At 48.2% G+C, this 17,868-nt stretch carries 17 protein-coding genes; 11 read left to right on the top strand and 6 right to left on the bottom strand.

Going from position 1 to position 17,868, the window contains the following annotated elements:
* Positions 1-17 precede the first annotated feature (17 nt).
* On the top strand, positions 18-1,520 hold the full coding sequence (gene gatB, locus ACOJUN_RS00775; RefSeq protein ID WP_422134785.1) for an Asp-tRNA(Asn)/Glu-tRNA(Gln) amidotransferase subunit GatB: 1,503 nt from the start codon (positions 18-20) through the stop codon (positions 1,518-1,520).
* 161 nt (positions 1,521-1,681) lie between these two features.
* Here the strand turns inward: gatB and ACOJUN_RS00780 are convergent, their stop codons facing one another.
* The 3 genes from ACOJUN_RS00780 to ACOJUN_RS00790 form a co-directional block, all read right to left on the bottom strand.
* Positions 1,682-2,737: an endonuclease/exonuclease/phosphatase family protein gene (locus ACOJUN_RS00780; RefSeq protein ID WP_422134786.1), complete on the bottom strand. Its 1,056-nt coding sequence runs from the start codon at positions 2,735-2,737 to the stop codon at positions 1,682-1,684.
* A 137-nt stretch (positions 2,738-2,874) separates the two neighbouring features.
* Positions 2,875-4,215: a hypothetical protein gene (locus tag ACOJUN_RS00785; RefSeq protein WP_422134787.1), complete on the bottom strand. Its 1,341-nt coding sequence runs from the start codon at positions 4,213-4,215 to the stop codon at positions 2,875-2,877.
* Entirely contained in the window at positions 4,199-5,521 is a 1,323-nt protein-coding gene (locus ACOJUN_RS00790; protein ID WP_422134788.1) for a hypothetical protein, read from the bottom strand. The genes ACOJUN_RS00785 and ACOJUN_RS00790 overlap by 17 nt, the downstream gene beginning before the upstream one ends.
* A 472-nt stretch (positions 5,522-5,993) precedes the next feature.
* Between ACOJUN_RS00790 and ACOJUN_RS00795 the strand changes: the two genes are divergently transcribed.
* Complete coding sequence (locus tag ACOJUN_RS00795) at positions 5,994-7,604, top strand: AbgT family transporter (protein WP_422134789.1); 1,611 nt, start codon at positions 5,994-5,996, stop codon at positions 7,602-7,604.
* Positions 7,605-7,854: 250 nt separating this feature from the next.
* Positions 7,855-8,229 carry an STAS domain-containing protein gene (locus ACOJUN_RS00800; protein ID WP_422134790.1) on the top strand — a complete coding sequence of 125 codons (375 nt, stop codon included), beginning with the start codon at positions 7,855-7,857 and terminating at the stop codon, positions 8,227-8,229.
* Positions 8,230-8,252: 23 nt separating this feature from the next.
* Here ACOJUN_RS00800 and ACOJUN_RS00805 read toward each other — a convergent pair whose 3' ends face one another.
* Positions 8,253-9,512, bottom strand: a complete 1,260-nt coding sequence (locus ACOJUN_RS00805) for a uracil-xanthine permease family protein (RefSeq protein WP_422134791.1) — start codon at positions 9,510-9,512, stop codon at positions 8,253-8,255.
* An 18-nt stretch (positions 9,513-9,530) separates the two neighbouring features.
* Positions 9,531-10,157, bottom strand: a complete 627-nt coding sequence (upp, locus tag ACOJUN_RS00810) for a uracil phosphoribosyltransferase (protein ID WP_422134792.1) — start codon at positions 10,155-10,157, stop codon at positions 9,531-9,533.
* A gap of 291 nt (positions 10,158-10,448) precedes the next feature.
* On the opposite strand from upp, the gene ACOJUN_RS00815 reads away from it, so the two are divergent.
* Positions 10,449-11,006 carry a hypoxanthine-guanine phosphoribosyltransferase gene (locus tag ACOJUN_RS00815; protein ID WP_422137133.1) on the top strand — a complete coding sequence of 186 codons (558 nt, stop codon included), beginning with the start codon at positions 10,449-10,451 and terminating at the stop codon, positions 11,004-11,006.
* A 52-nt stretch (positions 11,007-11,058) separates the two neighbouring features.
* Here the strand turns inward: ACOJUN_RS00815 and ACOJUN_RS00820 are convergent, their stop codons facing one another.
* On the bottom strand, positions 11,059-12,498 hold the full coding sequence (locus ACOJUN_RS00820; protein WP_422134793.1) for a hypothetical protein: 1,440 nt from the start codon (positions 12,496-12,498) through the stop codon (positions 11,059-11,061).
* Between the two features lie 253 nt (positions 12,499-12,751).
* On the opposite strand from ACOJUN_RS00820, the gene ACOJUN_RS00825 reads away from it, so the two are divergent.
* From ACOJUN_RS00825 to ACOJUN_RS00855, 7 genes are all read left to right on the top strand, one after another.
* Positions 12,752-13,042, top strand: coding sequence for a PA4642 family protein (locus ACOJUN_RS00825; protein ID WP_422134794.1), 291 nt, complete (start codon positions 12,752-12,754; stop codon positions 13,040-13,042).
* Positions 13,043-13,091: 49 nt separating this feature from the next.
* Positions 13,092-13,541 carry a rhodanese-like domain-containing protein gene (locus ACOJUN_RS00830; RefSeq protein ID WP_422134795.1) on the top strand — a complete coding sequence of 150 codons (450 nt, stop codon included), beginning with the start codon at positions 13,092-13,094 and terminating at the stop codon, positions 13,539-13,541.
* Positions 13,542-13,697: 156 nt separating this feature from the next.
* A complete protein-coding gene (locus ACOJUN_RS00835; RefSeq protein WP_422134796.1) occupies positions 13,698-14,099 on the top strand; it encodes a cytochrome b562 in 402 nt (133 codons plus the stop codon).
* The gene (locus tag ACOJUN_RS00840; RefSeq protein ID WP_422134797.1) at positions 14,092-14,586 is read left to right on the top strand and encodes a cytochrome b/b6 domain-containing protein; all 495 of its coding nucleotides are present in this window, start codon (positions 14,092-14,094) and stop codon (positions 14,584-14,586) included. The genes ACOJUN_RS00835 and ACOJUN_RS00840 overlap by 8 nt, the downstream gene beginning before the upstream one ends.
* 587 nt (positions 14,587-15,173) lie before the next feature.
* On the top strand, positions 15,174-15,881 hold the full coding sequence (locus ACOJUN_RS00845; RefSeq protein ID WP_422134798.1) for a ZrgA family zinc uptake protein: 708 nt from the start codon (positions 15,174-15,176) through the stop codon (positions 15,879-15,881).
* Between the two features lies 1 nt (position 15,882).
* The gene (locus ACOJUN_RS00850; protein WP_422134799.1) at positions 15,883-16,602 is read left to right on the top strand and encodes an ABC transporter ATP-binding protein; all 720 of its coding nucleotides are present in this window, start codon (positions 15,883-15,885) and stop codon (positions 16,600-16,602) included.
* Positions 16,602-17,864 carry an ABC transporter permease gene (locus tag ACOJUN_RS00855; RefSeq protein ID WP_422134800.1) on the top strand — a complete coding sequence of 421 codons (1,263 nt, stop codon included), beginning with the start codon at positions 16,602-16,604 and terminating at the stop codon, positions 17,862-17,864. The genes ACOJUN_RS00850 and ACOJUN_RS00855 overlap by 1 nt, the downstream gene beginning before the upstream one ends.
* Positions 17,865-17,868: the final 4 nt, after the last annotated feature.

Here is a 17,868-nt window from a genome sequence, read left to right on the forward strand (position 1 = left end):
TTTCGAGGATTTGAAAAGTGTCTCAAACAACTCCGAGTCAACAGACCACTGATCACTGGCCACTGTCAACAGATCAATGGGAAACCGTTATCGGCCTGGAAATTCACGTTCAGCTGGCCACCAAAACCAAGATTTTCTCCGGAGCTTCTACTGCTTTTGGCGCCGAGCCCAACACTCAGGCCTGTGCGGTCGATCTGGGCCTGCCGGGCGTCCTGCCGGTGGTGAACGAAGAAGCCATTAACATGGCCATCAGGTTTGGTCTGGGTATTGATGCCGAGATCAACCAGGTTAACGTTTTCGAACGTAAGAACTACTTCTATCCTGATCTGCCAAAAGGCTATCAGACCACTCAGCTGGAGAAGCCCATTGTCGGTGCAGGTCACATAGAGATTACTCTGAAAGACGGCTCGACCAAAACCGTTCGTATTCATCACGCTCATCTGGAAGAAGATGCGGGCAAGAGTCTGCACGAAGATTACCACGGCATGACCGGTATCGACCTCAACCGTGCTGGCACACCTCTGATTGAGATTGTGACAGAGCCCGACATGCGTAATGCCGAAGAAGCAGTCGCCTTCGCCAGGAAACTGCACTCTATCGTCACCACACTCGGCATCTGCGATGGTGACATGTCCCAAGGCTCCATGCGCTTTGACGTAAACGTCTCTGTACGCCCAAAGGGTCAGAAAGAGCTTGGTACCCGCACCGAAACCAAGAACCTGAACTCCTTCAAGTTCATGGAAGCAGCAATCCTGAAAGAAGTGCAACGTCAGATCGATCTGATAGAAGACGGTGGCGAAGTCATTCAGGAAACCCGTCTTTATAACGGCGACACCGGCGAAGCCCGCTCCATGCGCAGCAAGGAAGAGGCCAACGATTACCGTTATTTCCCCTGCCCGGACCTGCTGCCGATTGTGATAGAAGACAGTCGTCTTAAAAAACTCCGTGCTGAAATGCCGGAAATGCCAGATACCAAAAAAGCCCGCTTTGTCAGAGAGCTGGGGTTGAGCGAAGTGGATGCTGAAATTCTGTCAGGCGATCAGGCGACGGCCACTTTCTTTGAAACCGCTGCGAAAATCAGTGGTGACGCCAAACTCGCTGCCAACTGGGTTCTGGGTGAAGTATCCAAGTCCCTGAATGCCAAAAGCATTGCAATTTCAGACAGCCCTGTTTCTGCTGAAGCACTGGCAGGCCTGATTGCCCGCATCAAGGACAACACCATTTCTGGCAAGATCGCCAAACAGGTTTTTGAAGCCTTGTGGAATAGCGAAGGCAAAGATGCGGATGAAATCATCGAGAAGAAAGGTCTCAAGCAAGTGACCGATACAGGCGCCATTGAATCCATGATTGATGAAGTACTTGCTGCCAACGCCCAACAAGTCGAAAACTATCGCGCTGCACCTCCCGAAAAGCGTGGCAAGATGATCGGCTTCTTCGTGGGTCAGGCCATGAAAGCCTCAAAAGGCAAAGCCAATCCAGGTATGGTTAACCAGATTCTCAAGAAAAAGCTGGACGCCTGAGAGTTATTTTCCGATTCGGAGACAATCAACCAACTCACCCCAAGGAGGCAGTCGCAAAACTCCAACAGCTCTTTCCCACGCTTTGCCCTACAGGACCTGAAAGCGTGGAAACCAGAGTTTTTCGACAGCCTCCGGGGAAGAGGAATATGAACCTTAAAGATTTATTCCTCAGTGAAATACAGGATACCCTCAACGGGATAATGATCCGAAAGCACACCTAATCGGGTATTTGTTTGATTGGCCTGTAAAATTCTCAGGTAACCACTCACTGGACAGACATTTCTCCTGTCACAAAGAATATTATCCAGAGTACCCTGATGAGGACCTTTTCCTTTGGCCATTCCATTGCTATGGATGTCAAAGGAATAGGGCAAAGAGGTATTGGTAAAATCAGCTGCCTGGCGGCTGAACAGGGTTTCCAGCATGATTTGAAAATATTCACCCCCTTCAGATTCTCCGTCTTTTCTACCCGCATCAGAATTAAAGTCCCCCATGTAAATGACTGCTTCATGGCTGGGTATATTCAATTTACTCTTGATCTCCCCAAGATAATCGTAGTGCCTGATCAGACCTTTGTATTCATCTTCGCTATCAGTTTGCACCGTTTGCAAATGGAGACCAAACACATGCAAATTTCCACTTTGGGTTGGCACCTTGATATACCAGGCACCGACAGCACACCACCCCTGGTTGCCTGCCGGCATTGGAAAGACAAATTCACGCATCTCAAGAATCGGCGCCTTGCTATAAATCACTACCCCGCCATTGAATAGCCTGCCATACAACAGCCATTCCCACCCTTCACCCAAAACAGGCGTCATGTAATAACCTGCCTGCCTCATTCCCTCATTGACGACGTCTCTGAGATACTGATCACCCAATTCCTGAAGCGAGACAATGTGATAATCCCTCTTGCTCATATAATGGGCAATTTCCTGCGCCCTCATTTCCGGATCGTTCATGTCCTGGCTACCAAACCACCACATCAGGAACTCAAAAAAGTCATAGGAAGTCATCAGATTCACATTCCAGGTCAATAGTTTAAGAGGCAAACACTGATCAGAGACACTCAAGGGACAGGTCGTGGGAGGGCTGGTGTAGACGGGAATGGATTCCATACTTTTTCGTTTTCCAGAAGCATCCGGCAAAGGCGAACCTGCAACTGCAAGGATACTCACCCCAAAAAGTAAAGCCAGAAGGGCACTGAACTCTTTCATCAAGCTTGCTCACTGACTGGAAAATCAAATTTACAGGATAGAAGCTCTCGAAAAAAAGCATAGAAGAAAATCAGGGGCTACTGACCGGGGCGTACGCCTTCAGCTACTAGTAAAAAAATGGAACCACAAGAAGGAGATTAATGGCTGTTTTTGGCACTCTTCATATTATTAGCCTTCCTGAAGAATTCGGTGAAGCCATCCTGAATATTTTGCAGCTCTTTATAAATAAACGATTGATGTCTTCCATCATAACCTTCAGTTTTGATCAACTTTTCCAGATCATCGAAACGTGTCTGAAGATCAACACTGTTGCTGATGAGCTTTTTAGCTTCAGCATCAATTGCTTCATAGCTTTCCCAAAACGCCTCACAGGATAAATTGGCTGATTGAAGCCTGCCATGGAGCTGCTTCAATTCACTCACATCCACCTTTGTCGCTGCAACTGCCTGCTGCTCAGGCCAGACCCAGCCACACATCCAGCTACCAACACTTCTTACCGCTTCCGTCAATTTAGGGACGTATTTACCCACTATTGCCACCAACATCAAGGTTCCACCTATCGATTTGGCCGTTTTGACTAGAGGATGGTAGCTGCCTGCGTAGAGTCCCGCTACACCCAGATGCTGGTCCAGAAGGGAAGACGTAAAGTATTGAATAAAATGCCCGGGATAGCCGGTTTTTGAAAAAGCTTCCTGAGCAAAATCAACACAATTAAACCCAAGCCCTTGATAGATACAACTTTCCTCTCCTTTATCACAGGCATCGGCGTACTCTGAGATATACTTCTCAACTCTTATGGCTTCCTGTTGAGAGATAAAGAAAGTGACTTTAGGGATATCATTAATTTCGTTATGGTAATAAGTTTTAAATTCGATAGCTTCATCCAACACAACCCCCTGCTGTGTTTTGGAAAGAATTTCATATGAATATCTGTCAACTCCAACAGAACACGACACCTTTCCCTGAGATCTTCTGCCCGCCAACTTGGCCCCTCCAGACACTACAGAGGCCAGTAAGAGTCTGCGAACCCGCCCAAGATCCCCAACAACTTCCCGCACAGGACACTGATTATGATCAACGAAAGGCTCGAGCACTTCGTCAACAGGGTCTGGTTTCTCATCTCTCGGTACTCGAGGATCAGCGGGGGGAGCCTCAGAATGAGACAGGGAGTCCAGTTCATGATCATCATCAAGACTACCTTCTGCATTCTGTGGTATCACTTCCCACCGAGTATTCGAAACAGGATAGAGACCGCGAGCAATGTCTACGCCTCTGGCTTTGTTTTCAAGTCTGACAAAGCTGTGGCCATTGTCGAGGTAAACAGTCAGTTTACAGGAAGGGTTATCTGCTCTTGTCACATTGCGAGTATTGAAAGTCGCCGAATCACGAAACAGGACGCCGGATTGAGAAAGATCACCGGTATCCATCGGCCCGGGAGGCAGAGCCCCTGTCTGAAGTTTACTATGCCCAGCGCCCATGCCAACTCTCCCTGCTGTTATGAGCGTTCTTCATGTCAGCAGCCTCCCTGAAGAATTCGGTGAAGCCGTCCTGAATATTTTTCAGCTCTTTATAAATAAACGATTGATGTCTTCCATTATAGTCTTCTGTTTTGATCAGCTCTTCCAGATCATCGAAACGCGCCTGAAGATCAACACTATCGCTGATCAGCTTTCTGGCTTCAGCATCTCTTTCACTATAATTTTCCCAGAATACCTCGCAGTATAAATTGGCTAATTGAAGGCTGCCATGAAGCCGCTTCAACTCACTCACATCGACCTGTGTCGCTGCGATTGCCTGCTGTGCAGGCCACACCCAACCACAGATCCAACTGCCAACACTCCTGACAGCTTCCTTCAGCCTGGGAACTGCGTATTTGCCAACCACGACCGCCAACATCAGTGTTCCAGCTATCGAAGCGGGATTTTTGACCACAAGATGACAGCCAACTGCGTAGAGTCTTGCCATGCCCACGCTCTGCGACAAAATTGAAGGGGTGAAATATTCAATAAAATGACCGGAATAGTCCGTTTTTGAGAAAGCTTCCTGGGCAAAATCAACACAGTTGAACCCAATCCCTTGAAAGATACAACTTTCCTCTCCTTTATCACAGGCATTGTCATACTCTGAGATATACTTCTCCACCGCCAATGCTTCTTGCTGAGAAATGAAGAAAGTAACTTTAGGGATACTGTCAAACCCCTCATAGGCATAGCCGAAGGTTTCATCTGAAAGGCGCCCCTGCATTTTCGAAAAAAGCACTCTATGAACACCCATTAACGCCAATGCTCGCCCTACGTGTGTTTTGCCCGCCAATTTTGCCCCCAAAGACGCTGCATAGGTCAGATAAAGTTTGGATTTCAATTTATCATTATTACTATCAACCACCGGACACTGATTACGAGCAACGCGAGGCTTTTGCACTTCCTCCACAGGAGCTGGTTTGGATAGTTTTAATAACAAGGGACTAACGGGAAAAGTCTCAGAATTGAACAGAGCTTCCAGCCTCAGCTTATTACGAAGATTAGCTTTCGATGCAACAAACCGTGCTGGGTAGAGACCTCGGGTAATGTCTACTCCTCTGTCCTTGTTTTCAAGCCTGACAAAGCTGTGGCCATTGTCGAGGTAAACAGTCAGTTTACAAGAAGGGTTATCCGCCCTTGTCACATTGCGAGTATTGAATGTGGCAGAACGACCTGATACCCCCCTTGAATGAAGCTCATTACCCGTGCCCGATGGCCTCAGAGGTTGACTGACTGTGAAAGATTGACTGGATCCAGCCTCCATACTCAGACTCCTTATCTACAAAAACCACATCCTAAGTACTATTGAAGGTGAGCAGGTTCTGATCATTCATCGTAAAAATGCCTTAGCTCACGATCAGTCGTGCCACGGAAGAATTAATTGTCAAATCCCTCCCTAAACAAGCCCTGTTACCTGCTTACCATGGACTCAGGGTTTTCAACTTAATTGACAAACGTCTTTTAAAATGAAATTCAAATCAAATAAAAACTATATACTTATAACTAAATTTGTAAAAAAATCCTGTTTCAGAGTATTATGCCGACCAGATTTTCTGGGAATATAGTCCAGCTTATCTTTTTGTCAGGATCATTTGCCTGACTCATCCGTCGCATTCATTTGCTAAACGACCACAATCACAAGCATTTAACGAATGAGTGTTACTCATGGCCAGGCTATCAAAACTACAAGCAAAGATGCTGGCTAAAAAACTACTAAAACTGTTTGGAGCGGAAGTATGTCGTACCAGTCCGAAACTCTCCCAACAGGTGATGCAAATAATAGCAAAAATAATAGCACCGCCTTTGATCGTTTCCTCGCTACTGTAGAGTGGCTTGGCAACCTGTTACCCCATCCAATTACCCTGTTTGCCCTGTTTGCTGTGGGTATTGTTATTATCAGTGGTATCGCCTCATGGGCAGGACTGAGTGTCGTTGACCCCCGTCCGGAGGGAGCCGCAGGCCGTGCAACAGATGGCATGATCCATGTTGTCAACCTGCTGACAGGTGATGGCCTGCGGATGATTGTGACCAGGCTGGTTACCAATTTCACCGGCTTTGCTCCTCTGGGCACCGTACTGGTTGCTCTCATGGGTGTTGCTATTGCAGAACACTCCGGGTTGCTAAGTGCACTGGTTCGCTCCCTGGTGATGAAGGCATCCCGCAACACCGTAACCATGATTGTTGTGTTTGCCGGTATTCTGTCCAATACCGCTGCTGAACTGGGCTACGTGGTTGTTATTCCTCTGGCTGCCATGATCTTCCACTCACTGGGAAGACACCCTCTGGCCGGTCTGGCTGCCGCTTTTGCCGGTGTTTCCGGGGGGTATAGCGCTAACCTGCTTCTGGGCACTGTTGATCCACTGCTTTCCGGCATCACAGAAACGGCCGCCAGAATGATTGACCCGGCTTATGTCGTGGGTCCTGAAGCCAACTGGTACTTCATGTCGGTCAGTGTATTCCTGATCACCTTCGTAGGTACCTGGGTAACCAACAAGATCATTGAGCCTCGTCTGGGCAAGTACAACGAATCAGAAGCTTCCGTTGATCTTTCTGAAGACAAAATGGAAGACGTCACCGACCTTGAGAAACGCGGCCTGAAACGGGCTGGAATGGCATTACTGGTCTTGGTGGGTGTTATGGCTCTCACCATTGTTCCCGAGTGGGGCGTTCTCAGACACCCTGAAACGGGTGCTGTTGCGGGTTCTCCATTCCTTAAGGGCATTGTTGCCATGATCCTGATCTTCTTTGCGATTCCCGGCTTTGTCTACGGTAAAACGGTAGGCACGGTCAAGAATGACAGAGACGTAATCGATTGCATGTCCAAGAGCATGAGCACCATGGGCATGTACATTGTCCTGGTGTTCTTTGCTGCCCAGTTTGTTGCTTTCTTTGGCATGACCAATCTCGGCACCATCTTTGCGGTACTGGGTGCGGAATTCCTTCAGAACATCGGCCTGACCGGCCCACTACTGTTCGTTGTTTTCATCCTGATGTGTGGTTTTGTAAACCTGATGATTGGCTCCGCTTCCGCGCAGTGGGCCGTTACTGCACCAATCTTTGTGCCAATGCTGATGCTGGTAGGCTACGCGCCTGAAGTCATTCAGGCCGCCTACCGTATCGGTGACTCAGTCACCAATATCATCACGCCAATGATGAGCTACTTTGGCCTGATCGTTGCCTTTGCTTCACGTTATAAGAAAGACCTCGGTATTGGCACTCTGATCTCCATGATGTTGCCTTACTCAATGTTCTTTGTGATTGGCTGGAGTGTGTTGTTCTTCATCTGGATCTTCGTAATGGGTCTGCCGGTTGGACCGGGGTCAGCGACTTTCTACAGTGCTGGCTAACTGACTGACAGGACATTTAAGACAGGGGTGATGGTTCACCCCTTTTTTATTGCTCGGAAATAAGTCAGAGACACCAGCGAATCTCAAACCTACCGCTCCATCGGAACAGCTTAACCCACGAAAAGACCTGCCGGAAAAAAAGCTGTTCAGCTGAAATTGTCAGCAATGCTGTCAACCTTGTTATACCAATTGCTTCCAACAGATCCTAGGATATCTCGCAACAAAGCAGCCATTTTAAAGGAGTAAGACTATGGCCTTATCCATCAATCTGGAAGATCATTACAACTACACCCTGCTGGAAGTTCGGGGTAAAGTGGACGCTGCCACCTCACAAATGCTGGACCGAGCCATCGAAGCCGCCACCTTTGAGGGCAATCACCACCTGATTCTGGACTGTTCACAGCTATTCAGCATCAGCAGCGAAGGCCTGAGAGTCTTACTCAACACGCGAAATTCATTGACCCGGATTCACAGCATCACACTTTGCAATGTCTCAAGATCCATCCATTCACTGCTGGAACTGACGGGCATCTCCAGATTCATCAACATTGCCAAAGATCTGGATGAAGCTGAATCTATGCTGTTAGAATCTAATACCGAGCTGGACAGGATCAGTTTCAATTAGTTTTGTAACAGGATCACTTGCAATCAGGCATCTGTAGACTGAAACTTATCTTCCCTGTCGGCATGAGGCAAGATCGCATTCAGCAAAACGGCAGTAATGGCACAAAGGCTAACGCCTTTCAGAGTGAACCCACCCATCGACAAAGCCAGATCACCAATACCAAACACCAGAACAACTGACACAATCACCAGATTGCGTGGCTTGCTCAGATCCACCTGAGCCTTGATCATGGTACTGAGACCGACAACAGCAATAGAGCCGAATAACAGCATCATGATTCCACCCATCACCGGTGTTGGAATCGTAGCCAGAAAGCCACCGACTTTGCTGATAAACGCCACTGCAACAGCCATGATTGCAGCCCAGGTCATGATTTTGGGATTGAAAGCTTTTGTCAGCATCACCGCACCGGTGACTTCTGAGTAGGTAGTATTGGGAGGGCCACCCAACATGGCCGCAGCAGAAGTGGCAAAACCATCACCCATCAGGGTATTTTTCAGACCGGGCTTTTCGAGGTACTTCTTACCGGTAACCGAACTGATCGCCAGCATATCGCCAATATGCTCAATAGCTGGCGCAATCGCGACTGGTACCATGAACAGAATGGCATTCCAGTTAAACTCCGGGGCCGTAAACGCAGGAACAGCAAACCATGGACGATCAATAACCGGCTGAAAATCCACAACCCCCATAAATAACGCAGCAATATAACCAACAGCGATTCCACAGATAACCGGAATCAGTTTGAAGATACCGCCGGCCATGGTGGAAACGGCCAGTGTTGTCACCAGAGCGACGCCCGCCAGCAACAAGGAAGTATTGGGATCAATCGATGAGTTGGCATCACCACTGGCCATGTCAACGGCAACAGACGCCAGCCCGAGACCAATGACCATAATCACCGGACCCACTACTACCGGAGGAAATAATCGATAAAGGATGCCGCTTCCCCGCAGGCGAATGATAAAGCTGAGCACTACATAAAACAGCCCTGCTGCCATCATACCGCCCAATGTTGCAGGCAGGCCCCAACTTTGAACACTAAACGTAATAGGCGCAATAAAGGCAAAAGAAGAGGCCAGAAAGATAGGCACCTGCCGTCTGGTACATAACTGGAATATCAGCGTACCAATACCAGCGGTAAAGAAAGCAACATTTGGATCCAACCCGGTCAACAAGGGCACCAGTACCAGAGCACCGAAGGCGACAAACAGCATCTGCCCCCCCATCAACATCTGTCGCCATACTGGCATTCCATCATCGGCCAGGTTTATATCAGTCATAATCAGCCTTTCCCTTCACTATTTAGTTCCGAAGATTTTATCTCCTGCATCGCCCAGACCCGGTATGATATAACCGTGGTCATTCAAACAATCATCTACTGATGCAGTAAAGATTTTGACATCCGGATGAGCTTCAAGCACTTTCTCTATACCCTCCGGAGCCGCCACCAGCACAAGGCAGCGGATTTCCTTGCAGCCGGCTTTCTTGAGCATATCAATAGTGGCCGTCATGGAACCACCGGTAGCCAGCATAGGGTCTAATACCAGAGCAATTCGCTCATCGATATCCTTAACCAGCTTTTCGAAGTAAGGAACCGGCTCAAGGGTTTCTTCATCCCGATACAGACCTACGACACTGACCCGGGCACCCGGCACCAGATCAAGCACTCCATCCATCATACCCAGACCTGCTCTGAGAATGGGAACAATAGTAATTTTCTTACCTTTGATCTGCTTGACGGTGACGTCTCCGGCCCAGCCATGAATAACATGATCTTCCAGCTCAAAATCTTTGGTCGCTTCGTAAGTTAGCAGCGAACCCACTTCATTAGCCAGTGTCCGAAACCCTTTCGTACTGATACCCCTGGTGCGTAAAATGCCCAGCTTGTGTTGTACCAGAGGGTGCTTGATTTCTTGTACGCTCATGTCAGCTCCCGATGCCTTCCACTTAATACTGACTCTACCCATTTGACGGGCTTGAATCTTTTTATTTTTACACAGCCCTTATGACCCACCTATAAGTTTTTCTCACAGCAAACCGAAGTAAGCTATAACTTGCTGTTCACATCTAATGTAGGTATCGTTGCCCTCTTTTTTCCACGGTTCAACTTTTGTCTGCGCTGCCTGGAACCCGATTCATTGCTTGCCCATCAGGCAGTTTCCGGAGAAAGCCAGTTGTTAGCCAATGACGAGTTATTACAACGAGGTTCCCAACCCATGTCTGTTGATCTCGACCATATCCAGCAAGTCCTCAACGAGGCTGACTGCCTGTACAATGAACAACAGATAGAAGACGCCATTAAAAATATGGGCAGCGCTATTACTGAACAACTGTCTGGTAGTAATCCACTGGTTTACTGTGTAATGAATGGTGGCATGGTCATTACCGGCAAGCTGCTCACTCACCTGCAGTTCCCCCTGGAAGCCTCATACGTGCACGCCACACGCTACCGTGATCAATTAACCGGTGGCCGTCTGGACTGGAAAGTACGCCCTTCACAGGACATGAAGGGCAGGACAATTCTGATCGTTGATGACATTCTTGACGAGGGCCACACTCTGGACGCCATTGTCGACTTCTGCAAGGAACAAGGTGCCGAGAAGGTTCTGACCGCCGTTCTGGTTGACAAGCTGCACGACCGCAAGGCTCGCCCCGGCCTCAAGGCAGATTTCTCAGGTCTTGAAATTGAAGATCGTTATATCTTTGGGTATGGGCTGGATTACCAGGGCTACTGGCGAAATGCCAACGGCATTTTTGCTTTGAAGGGTCACTGAAAATTGAGTTAGCTGAACCAGTTTACCCGGTGGTAGACTGGTTCAACGCCTTTTAGCTTATTCTTCCCTGCAAACCTTTTCTGATTGCAGCTCGATCAAGTTCAATTTTCCCGGGAAATGCCTTGCGCATTTCATAAATTTTTCTTATTTCTTTACTCTCCCCATTGAGAATTTCATTTATGCTTTCTCTGAAACCTCTGCCCTCAGCGGCGTGGTCCCTGGCCTCAATGGCTCGATCATATTCTTCCTGAAGCACTTGCTTTATGCTTTGATAAGAATTTACCTTACTTTTAAGGCTCTTTAACTCTTCCTGAAGCTCCACCTTCCTCTGACTGAATGACGCCTCTATTCGTGCTTTGCTCTGCTGTTTCTGCTGTGGATTCAATTGAGTATTACTCTCAACATTATTCAGCCACCGTTGTCTGGAGCTTTCGATTCCCTCGAGCTTGCGTGTCACTCCCGAGATTTTGAACTTCCTTAACTCATTCTCCATTCTGTGGGAGTCCAGTTCTTTTCTTTTACTATCTACTGCTTCTTTCAGTGTTTTTATATTTGTTCGATACTCTTCGGACTTTTGCTGAATTGCCTTTTTCGTTTTCATTTGAATAGTTTCTACCTGAGCATCGAGATTTCCAAGGCGAAGCTCGGTTTCCTGACCAGCCTCTGCGTCAACCCTTGGTTTCAGGGATTGACTCAGCTCCCTGATCTCCTTTTTCAGCTCAGCTTTCTTGCCTGGCTCATCTCCATTGCCTTTTATACTTCTTAACTCTTCAAGATCAGAGTTGTAACTCTGAAAACCAGGATCTTTATCAAAGGCAGCTTTGAACTCATTCAACATCTTCACTCTGTCACCAAAAAATTGCCCCTTGGAAAAGTCGTAGGTTTTTCCATCCGGAGCCGGAAACTTACCTTTTTTGGGAGGATTTTCCGGTGCCGCATAAAGCGCAAGTGACTTGGCGTACTTTTTATCAAAACTTACCAGCTTGTTCTCCAGAGCATTGGCTCTTTCTTTCAGCTGGCCCAGTTCCACTATCTTTTCATTTCTGGTGGAAAGCTCTTCTCTCAAACCATTGTTGCGAACCCTATTGATCAGATCCTGAGGAACAGGCTTCCAGTTTTCATTCTTTAAGGAACGCTTCAACTCGCCAAAGATGTGAACCACCTTTTGCTTTAAGGTCGGTTTGGTGATTTCTTTAGCTGGGCTGACAGAGCCTGATGGCTCTTTTTCTAAATGATTTGATTCAATGTGCTTTCGACCCTCTACTACTTCGCTCTTTCGTTCGTACAGCGAAATGTCAGATGGGAGTGATTGAAGTGAACTACCGTGTGTCGGGGGAGATGAAGGGAGAAGATTGGGATGATTACGCACTTCGATACTGCGATTCATACTCTGGGCTTTCGTTCTGGCTCCTCCTTCAATACCCTGAGAAACCTGCTGCCCAGTTTTTACCGGACTTTGCCCCCCAACTGAACCTACTGCTGCTGCTGACATCCTTGTTACCTCTGATTCATTCAGTCTATTCCTTTGTAAAGTTAAGTATCATCTAAAGTTGAGGCGCTTATTTAAAAAATCTATACCATTTCGGAATAATTCAGATTACTTGAATAGGGCTTGGGCAACTATAAATGCCATAATCGCCACTTTTCCGACAATCCCGGTGAAAGTATCAAGATTAAGATTCCTGAAAGTTTAAAATCCATCGTGTACAATGCCGGCAAACAGCCAAAAGCTATCAGGAATAACGATGAAGAAAGACAAACAGAAAGTCATTGGTGAAGTGCTGAATGATGAGCGAATCAAAGAACTGCTTACCCTTCAGGCACCAGCCGGAGAAGATCGCGCCCTACACATTCTGACCCGTGCTTATCGTGCACTGCGAGTAGAGGACTTTGAACGATTCCTGCACTTTTACTCGGAAACAAGTCTGGAGATCAATCCAGTGACACCAGAGGGCGGCACCTTTCTATCGCTACTGGAAACACACCATCATGCCGCACCCTATGCCCAAGCTTTAAAGAACTTCGGAGCCAACTAGCGACAGGCCATCTATACTCTGAGCTTTAGCAGTAAACCGGAGACCCCCCATGTTCACTTCATGGTTAAGAGACCCACGTATGCTGGCTTGCGCCGCGATCCTGCTGAGCACCAGTGTGACAGCTTCAGAAAACGCAACCACGGAAGACAGGCTCGCCGCCTACAACAGGCACTACCCCGCCATCTCTTACCCTGACTTGCGCAAGGCAGTCGATGCTGGCGAAGTGTTTCTTCTTGATACTAACAGGGGGGAGACCTATACCATGGGCCACCTGCCAGATGCCTATTCTCTGACAGACAGAGCCACTCTGGAGAGCCAACTACCCATCCTGAAAAACTACCCCATAGTTGTTTATTGTGGTGGTCCACAATGTACATCCTGGTTTGCCGGAGCAGATTTTGCTGCGGCTCGGGGTTATACCAACATCATGCACTTCAGAGGAGGTCTGAAAGACTGGAAAGATCAGGGCGGTAGTCTGGCAACCAGAAAAACAGAATAACTTTATGTCGGTAAATGTCTGAAAGTGTTCGGATATTTTATGACATGCCCTTCAGTGACAGTGCCTTTAAATCAAAAAGTTTTACACAACTAGCCTTCTTATTTCTTGCAAGAATCATTATGATGCCCGAGCGAAATGTTTATACGGAAAGTTAATATGAAATCGCTTGCCAAAGCCCTCTTTATACCACTGGCACTGTCCGCTTCATTGATGGCTTCCATGCCTGCTTCAGCTCATGGCCATGGCCACGAAGGTCATTCTGATGAACTGAACACTGAAATGAAAAAAATGGGCTTCAATTTCAAACGCTCCGGCTCTGCTAAAACCATTGAAGACATGCAGAGCTACCTAACTGAATTCCGTACGCACGCCGAAAACGCCAGGGAGACCGGCTACACTGATGCGCCTGAGGAATTCCGAAAAGGCATTGATCAACTGCTGACCGGACTGGCCGGGGTTCAGGCTGCTCTCGACAATAAAGATCTGGATCTGGCCAAACAAAGAATGAAAAAGCTCAATGACATCAGAAAGAAATACCACAGAAAGTTCGATGTCTAAAAAGTTTCAATGGCCACGAACCGTTCAGTTGATTCACTGGACGGTTGCATTACTCTTTTTCAGTAATCATTTTCTGATTGACGGGTACAGCGAGTACCATGCGTATTCTGGCTGGGTCATCCTTGCCCTGGTAGGACTCAGACTGCTTTACGGCGTGACTTTTGCCCCGGCACCTGCTCGCCTTCGGGACATCAAACCCTCATTCTCGGGCATCAAACTGCACCTTCACGAGCTGAAAACCCGGCAGCAGGGTGAAAATGGCCACAACCCGATGGGAGCGATTGCTGTTTGGCTGATGTGGATTGCCCTGGCTCTGGCTGCGTTTACCGGGTGGCTGCAGGATACCGACTTTGGCTTTGAACACAATGTTTATGAATGGCATTCGATGCTGGTGAATGGCCTCTACTACTTTGTCGGCCTGCATTTACTGGCAGTATTCATTACCTCCTGGCTGACCCGTCGAAACCTGGTCAAGACAATGCTCTGACGACAGACATTAGCTTAGCCAGGAAAGTTCATTTTAAAGTACACGGCAAGCAATTCGATTAAACGCAAATGACTGTGTCTTATAGTATTGCTTTTTGTTAGGGCTTTAGAGAATAATTCGGACCATTACTACCAATGTGTCGATAACATGACTGAATGCTAACCATAAGCCTGATAAACACTGCCCACAGACACAGACCAAATCCTCTTCGATTTTGTCTGATTCTTGTCGTTTATTTGCTGGTTATCCATTACTCCGTCAGTCACACGCATAATCCCCCTAAGGACTTTAGTTCTAGCTATCACAATCTGCTCCAACAACTATCGCTGAATGATCATGCCGATCACTGGCATGGGGATCAGCATCATTCAGCGGGCTGCCAACTGACTTCCCAGGCACCTCCGTCCCCCGCACTGTTTACTGCAGAACGTTCGTTCTTCGCTCCCTTCAACAGTGCAGAAAAAACCCGCTCCTTTTCTCTGGAAACCCCCACCAAAAAGCTGACCCGGGCTCCGCCGGCCTTTATCTGATGTCATCAATAAACCAGAAAACCTATTTATCAGATAAGTGCCTCTACGAGTGACATTATGCAAACTTTTACTAAACTGGCTGCCGGTATTGCCTGCGGAGTCCTGTCCCTGACTGTTTATTCCGCAAATGGAGAGCAGCGTCACGTTGACGCCCATGTTCACGGACAGGGTGAACTGAACTTTGCAGTCGAAGGTTCTGAAATTCACCTGGAACTGAAAATGCCTGCCAATGATGTGCTGGGCTTCGAGACCATTACTACCGATAAACAACGCCACCAGCTCCATGAAGCTCTGGAAAAGCTGGAAGCCGCCAGCCTCTGGAGCATGACCCCTGCCGCTTCCTGCAAACTGGTTAGCGCCAAAGCTACCTCAAGCTCTGTTGATCACGATCATGGTCGTGAAAAAGCTCATAACGACGATCACGGACATCATGAAAAAGATCATAACAGGCATGATCACCACGATGAGCACGCATCTCATGGCCATGATGATGAGCACGATCATCACGGTGAGCATGCCTCTCATGACCATCATGATGACCATCACGGTGAACACAACCATGAAGAGCATGAGAGCGAAAGTGGGCATATGGATATCTCAGCTACGTACGTCTTTGAATGTGGCAATGCCAATCAGCTGAACACCATCAGCACTTCAATCTTTGAAACATTCGAGCGCAGCGAATCCTTAAACGTTCAGGGCTTCACCCAAAAAGGTCAGATGGCTGCCGAAATGACCAAGAGCAAGCCAGAGGTTCGCTTCTAAGATGACTGACTCCCGCTCTCACGTTATTGAACTCACAGCTGTTGAGTTCAGCTGGAAAGCAGGAATACCTGTTCTGGATATTCCTGAACTGACTGTATCCAGAGGCGAAAAGGTCTTTGTCCGCGGCCCGTCGGGTTCCGGCAAAACCACACTACTGGGACTGCTCGGCGGCGTCATTACACCGGAGCGGGGACAGGTCAACGTGCTGGGGAACGACATTAGTCGTTTTTCCCCGGCGCAGCGCGATCGCTTCCGTGCTGATCATATTGGCTTTATCTTCCAGATGTTCAATCTGATTCCCTATCTCTCTGTAATAGAGAACGTCACTCTGTCTCTGGGCTTTGCCAAAAAGCGCAAAAGCAATCTCGACAGTATTGCTGGCAGTGAGCAGGACGAAGCAAGACGTCTTCTTAAACATCTGGAACTGGACGAATCCATACTGCATCGTCCCGCTACAGAACTGAGTATCGGACAGCAACAGCGAGTTGCCGCCGCCAGAGCTTTGATTGGCAAGCCTGATCTGATCATCGCCGACGAGCCTACTTCAGCACTTGACACAGATACCCGGGAAGCCTTCATCAATCTGCTGTTCGCAGAATGTGAAACAGTAGGCAACACCCTGCTATTCGTCAGCCACGACCGTAGCCTTGAATCGTTATTTGATCGCAGCATTGTGCTCAATGAAATTAACCGGGCCAGCAAAGTCAAAGAGGTGGACTGATGTCGATTTTAAGCCTGGCTTTAAAGAGCCTTAAAAACCGAAAAACAACCGCCTTGCTGACTATATTTTCTATTGCTGTCAGCGTAGCCCTGCTATTGGGGGTTGAACGTATCAGGGTCGAAGCCAAAAACAGCTTTACCAACACCGTATCAGGTACGGATTTGATTGTGGGAGCCAGAAGCAGCTCTATCAATCTTCTGTTGTATTCTGTTTTCCACATTGGCAATGCCACCAACAATATCTCCTGGGAGACTTATCAGGATCTGACGTCTGCCCCGGATGTTGCCTGGTCTGTTCCCATTTCCCTGGGTGACTCCCACCATGGCTATCGGGTCGTGGGCACCTCCCACGACATGTTCAGTCATTTTCGATACGGCGATGATGAATCACTGCAACTGTCCGAGGGCCAACCTTTCAATGCCTTATACGACGCTGTACTTGGATCTGAAGTCGCTGCCAGCCTTGGCTATGAAGTCGGTGACAGCATTGTTCTGAGCCATGGCATAGAAAGTAAGAGTCTGCTGCCTCACGATGATAAGCCTTTTAAGGTTTCCGGCATTCTCAAGCCAACGGGCACGCCCACGGACAGAGTAATTCTAATCTCTCTTGAGGGGATCGAAGCCCTGCATATCGACTGGGTAAGTGGTGCACCACCCATTGCCGCATTCTCGGTGTCCGCTGCAGAGGCACAGGCCATGAATCTGCAGCCCGCCAGTGTTACCGCCTATTTCGTTGGCCTGAAATCCCGTATTGCCGCTTTCCGATACCAGAGGAAAGTCAATGAATACCGGCAGGAAGCCATGACCGCCATTCTGCCCGGTGTTGCTCTTCAGGAGCTCTGGCAACTGGTTGGCACCGCAGAAAAGGCACTGCTGGCGGTTTCCATCATAGTGGTCCTGGCAGGTCTGATGGGCATGCTGACTTCGATTCTCACTTCTCTTAATGAAAGGCGCCGGGAGATGGCCATTCTCCGCTCAGTTGGCGCAAGGCCGATCCATATCTTCACGCTGATGATCACTGAATCTGTCGTTTATGGGGTTTCAGGAACCCTTCTGGGCTTCCTTATACTCTATGGACTGCTTTTCGCTATTCAGCCCGTTGTGCAACAGATACTGGGGCTGCACCTGGCCATCAGTGCTCCGGGCACCTTTGAATGGTCATTGGCCGGAATGATCATTGTCTGCGCCATTGTTTTGGGCATAATCCCGGCCTGGCGCGCCTACAAAAACTCTCTTGCCGATGGCCTGACCATAAGAGTCTAAATTG

The sequence above is a fragment of the Endozoicomonas sp. ALD040 genome, assembly GCF_049275945.1.
GTDB lineage: Bacteria > Pseudomonadota > Gammaproteobacteria > Pseudomonadales > Endozoicomonadaceae > Endozoicomonas_A.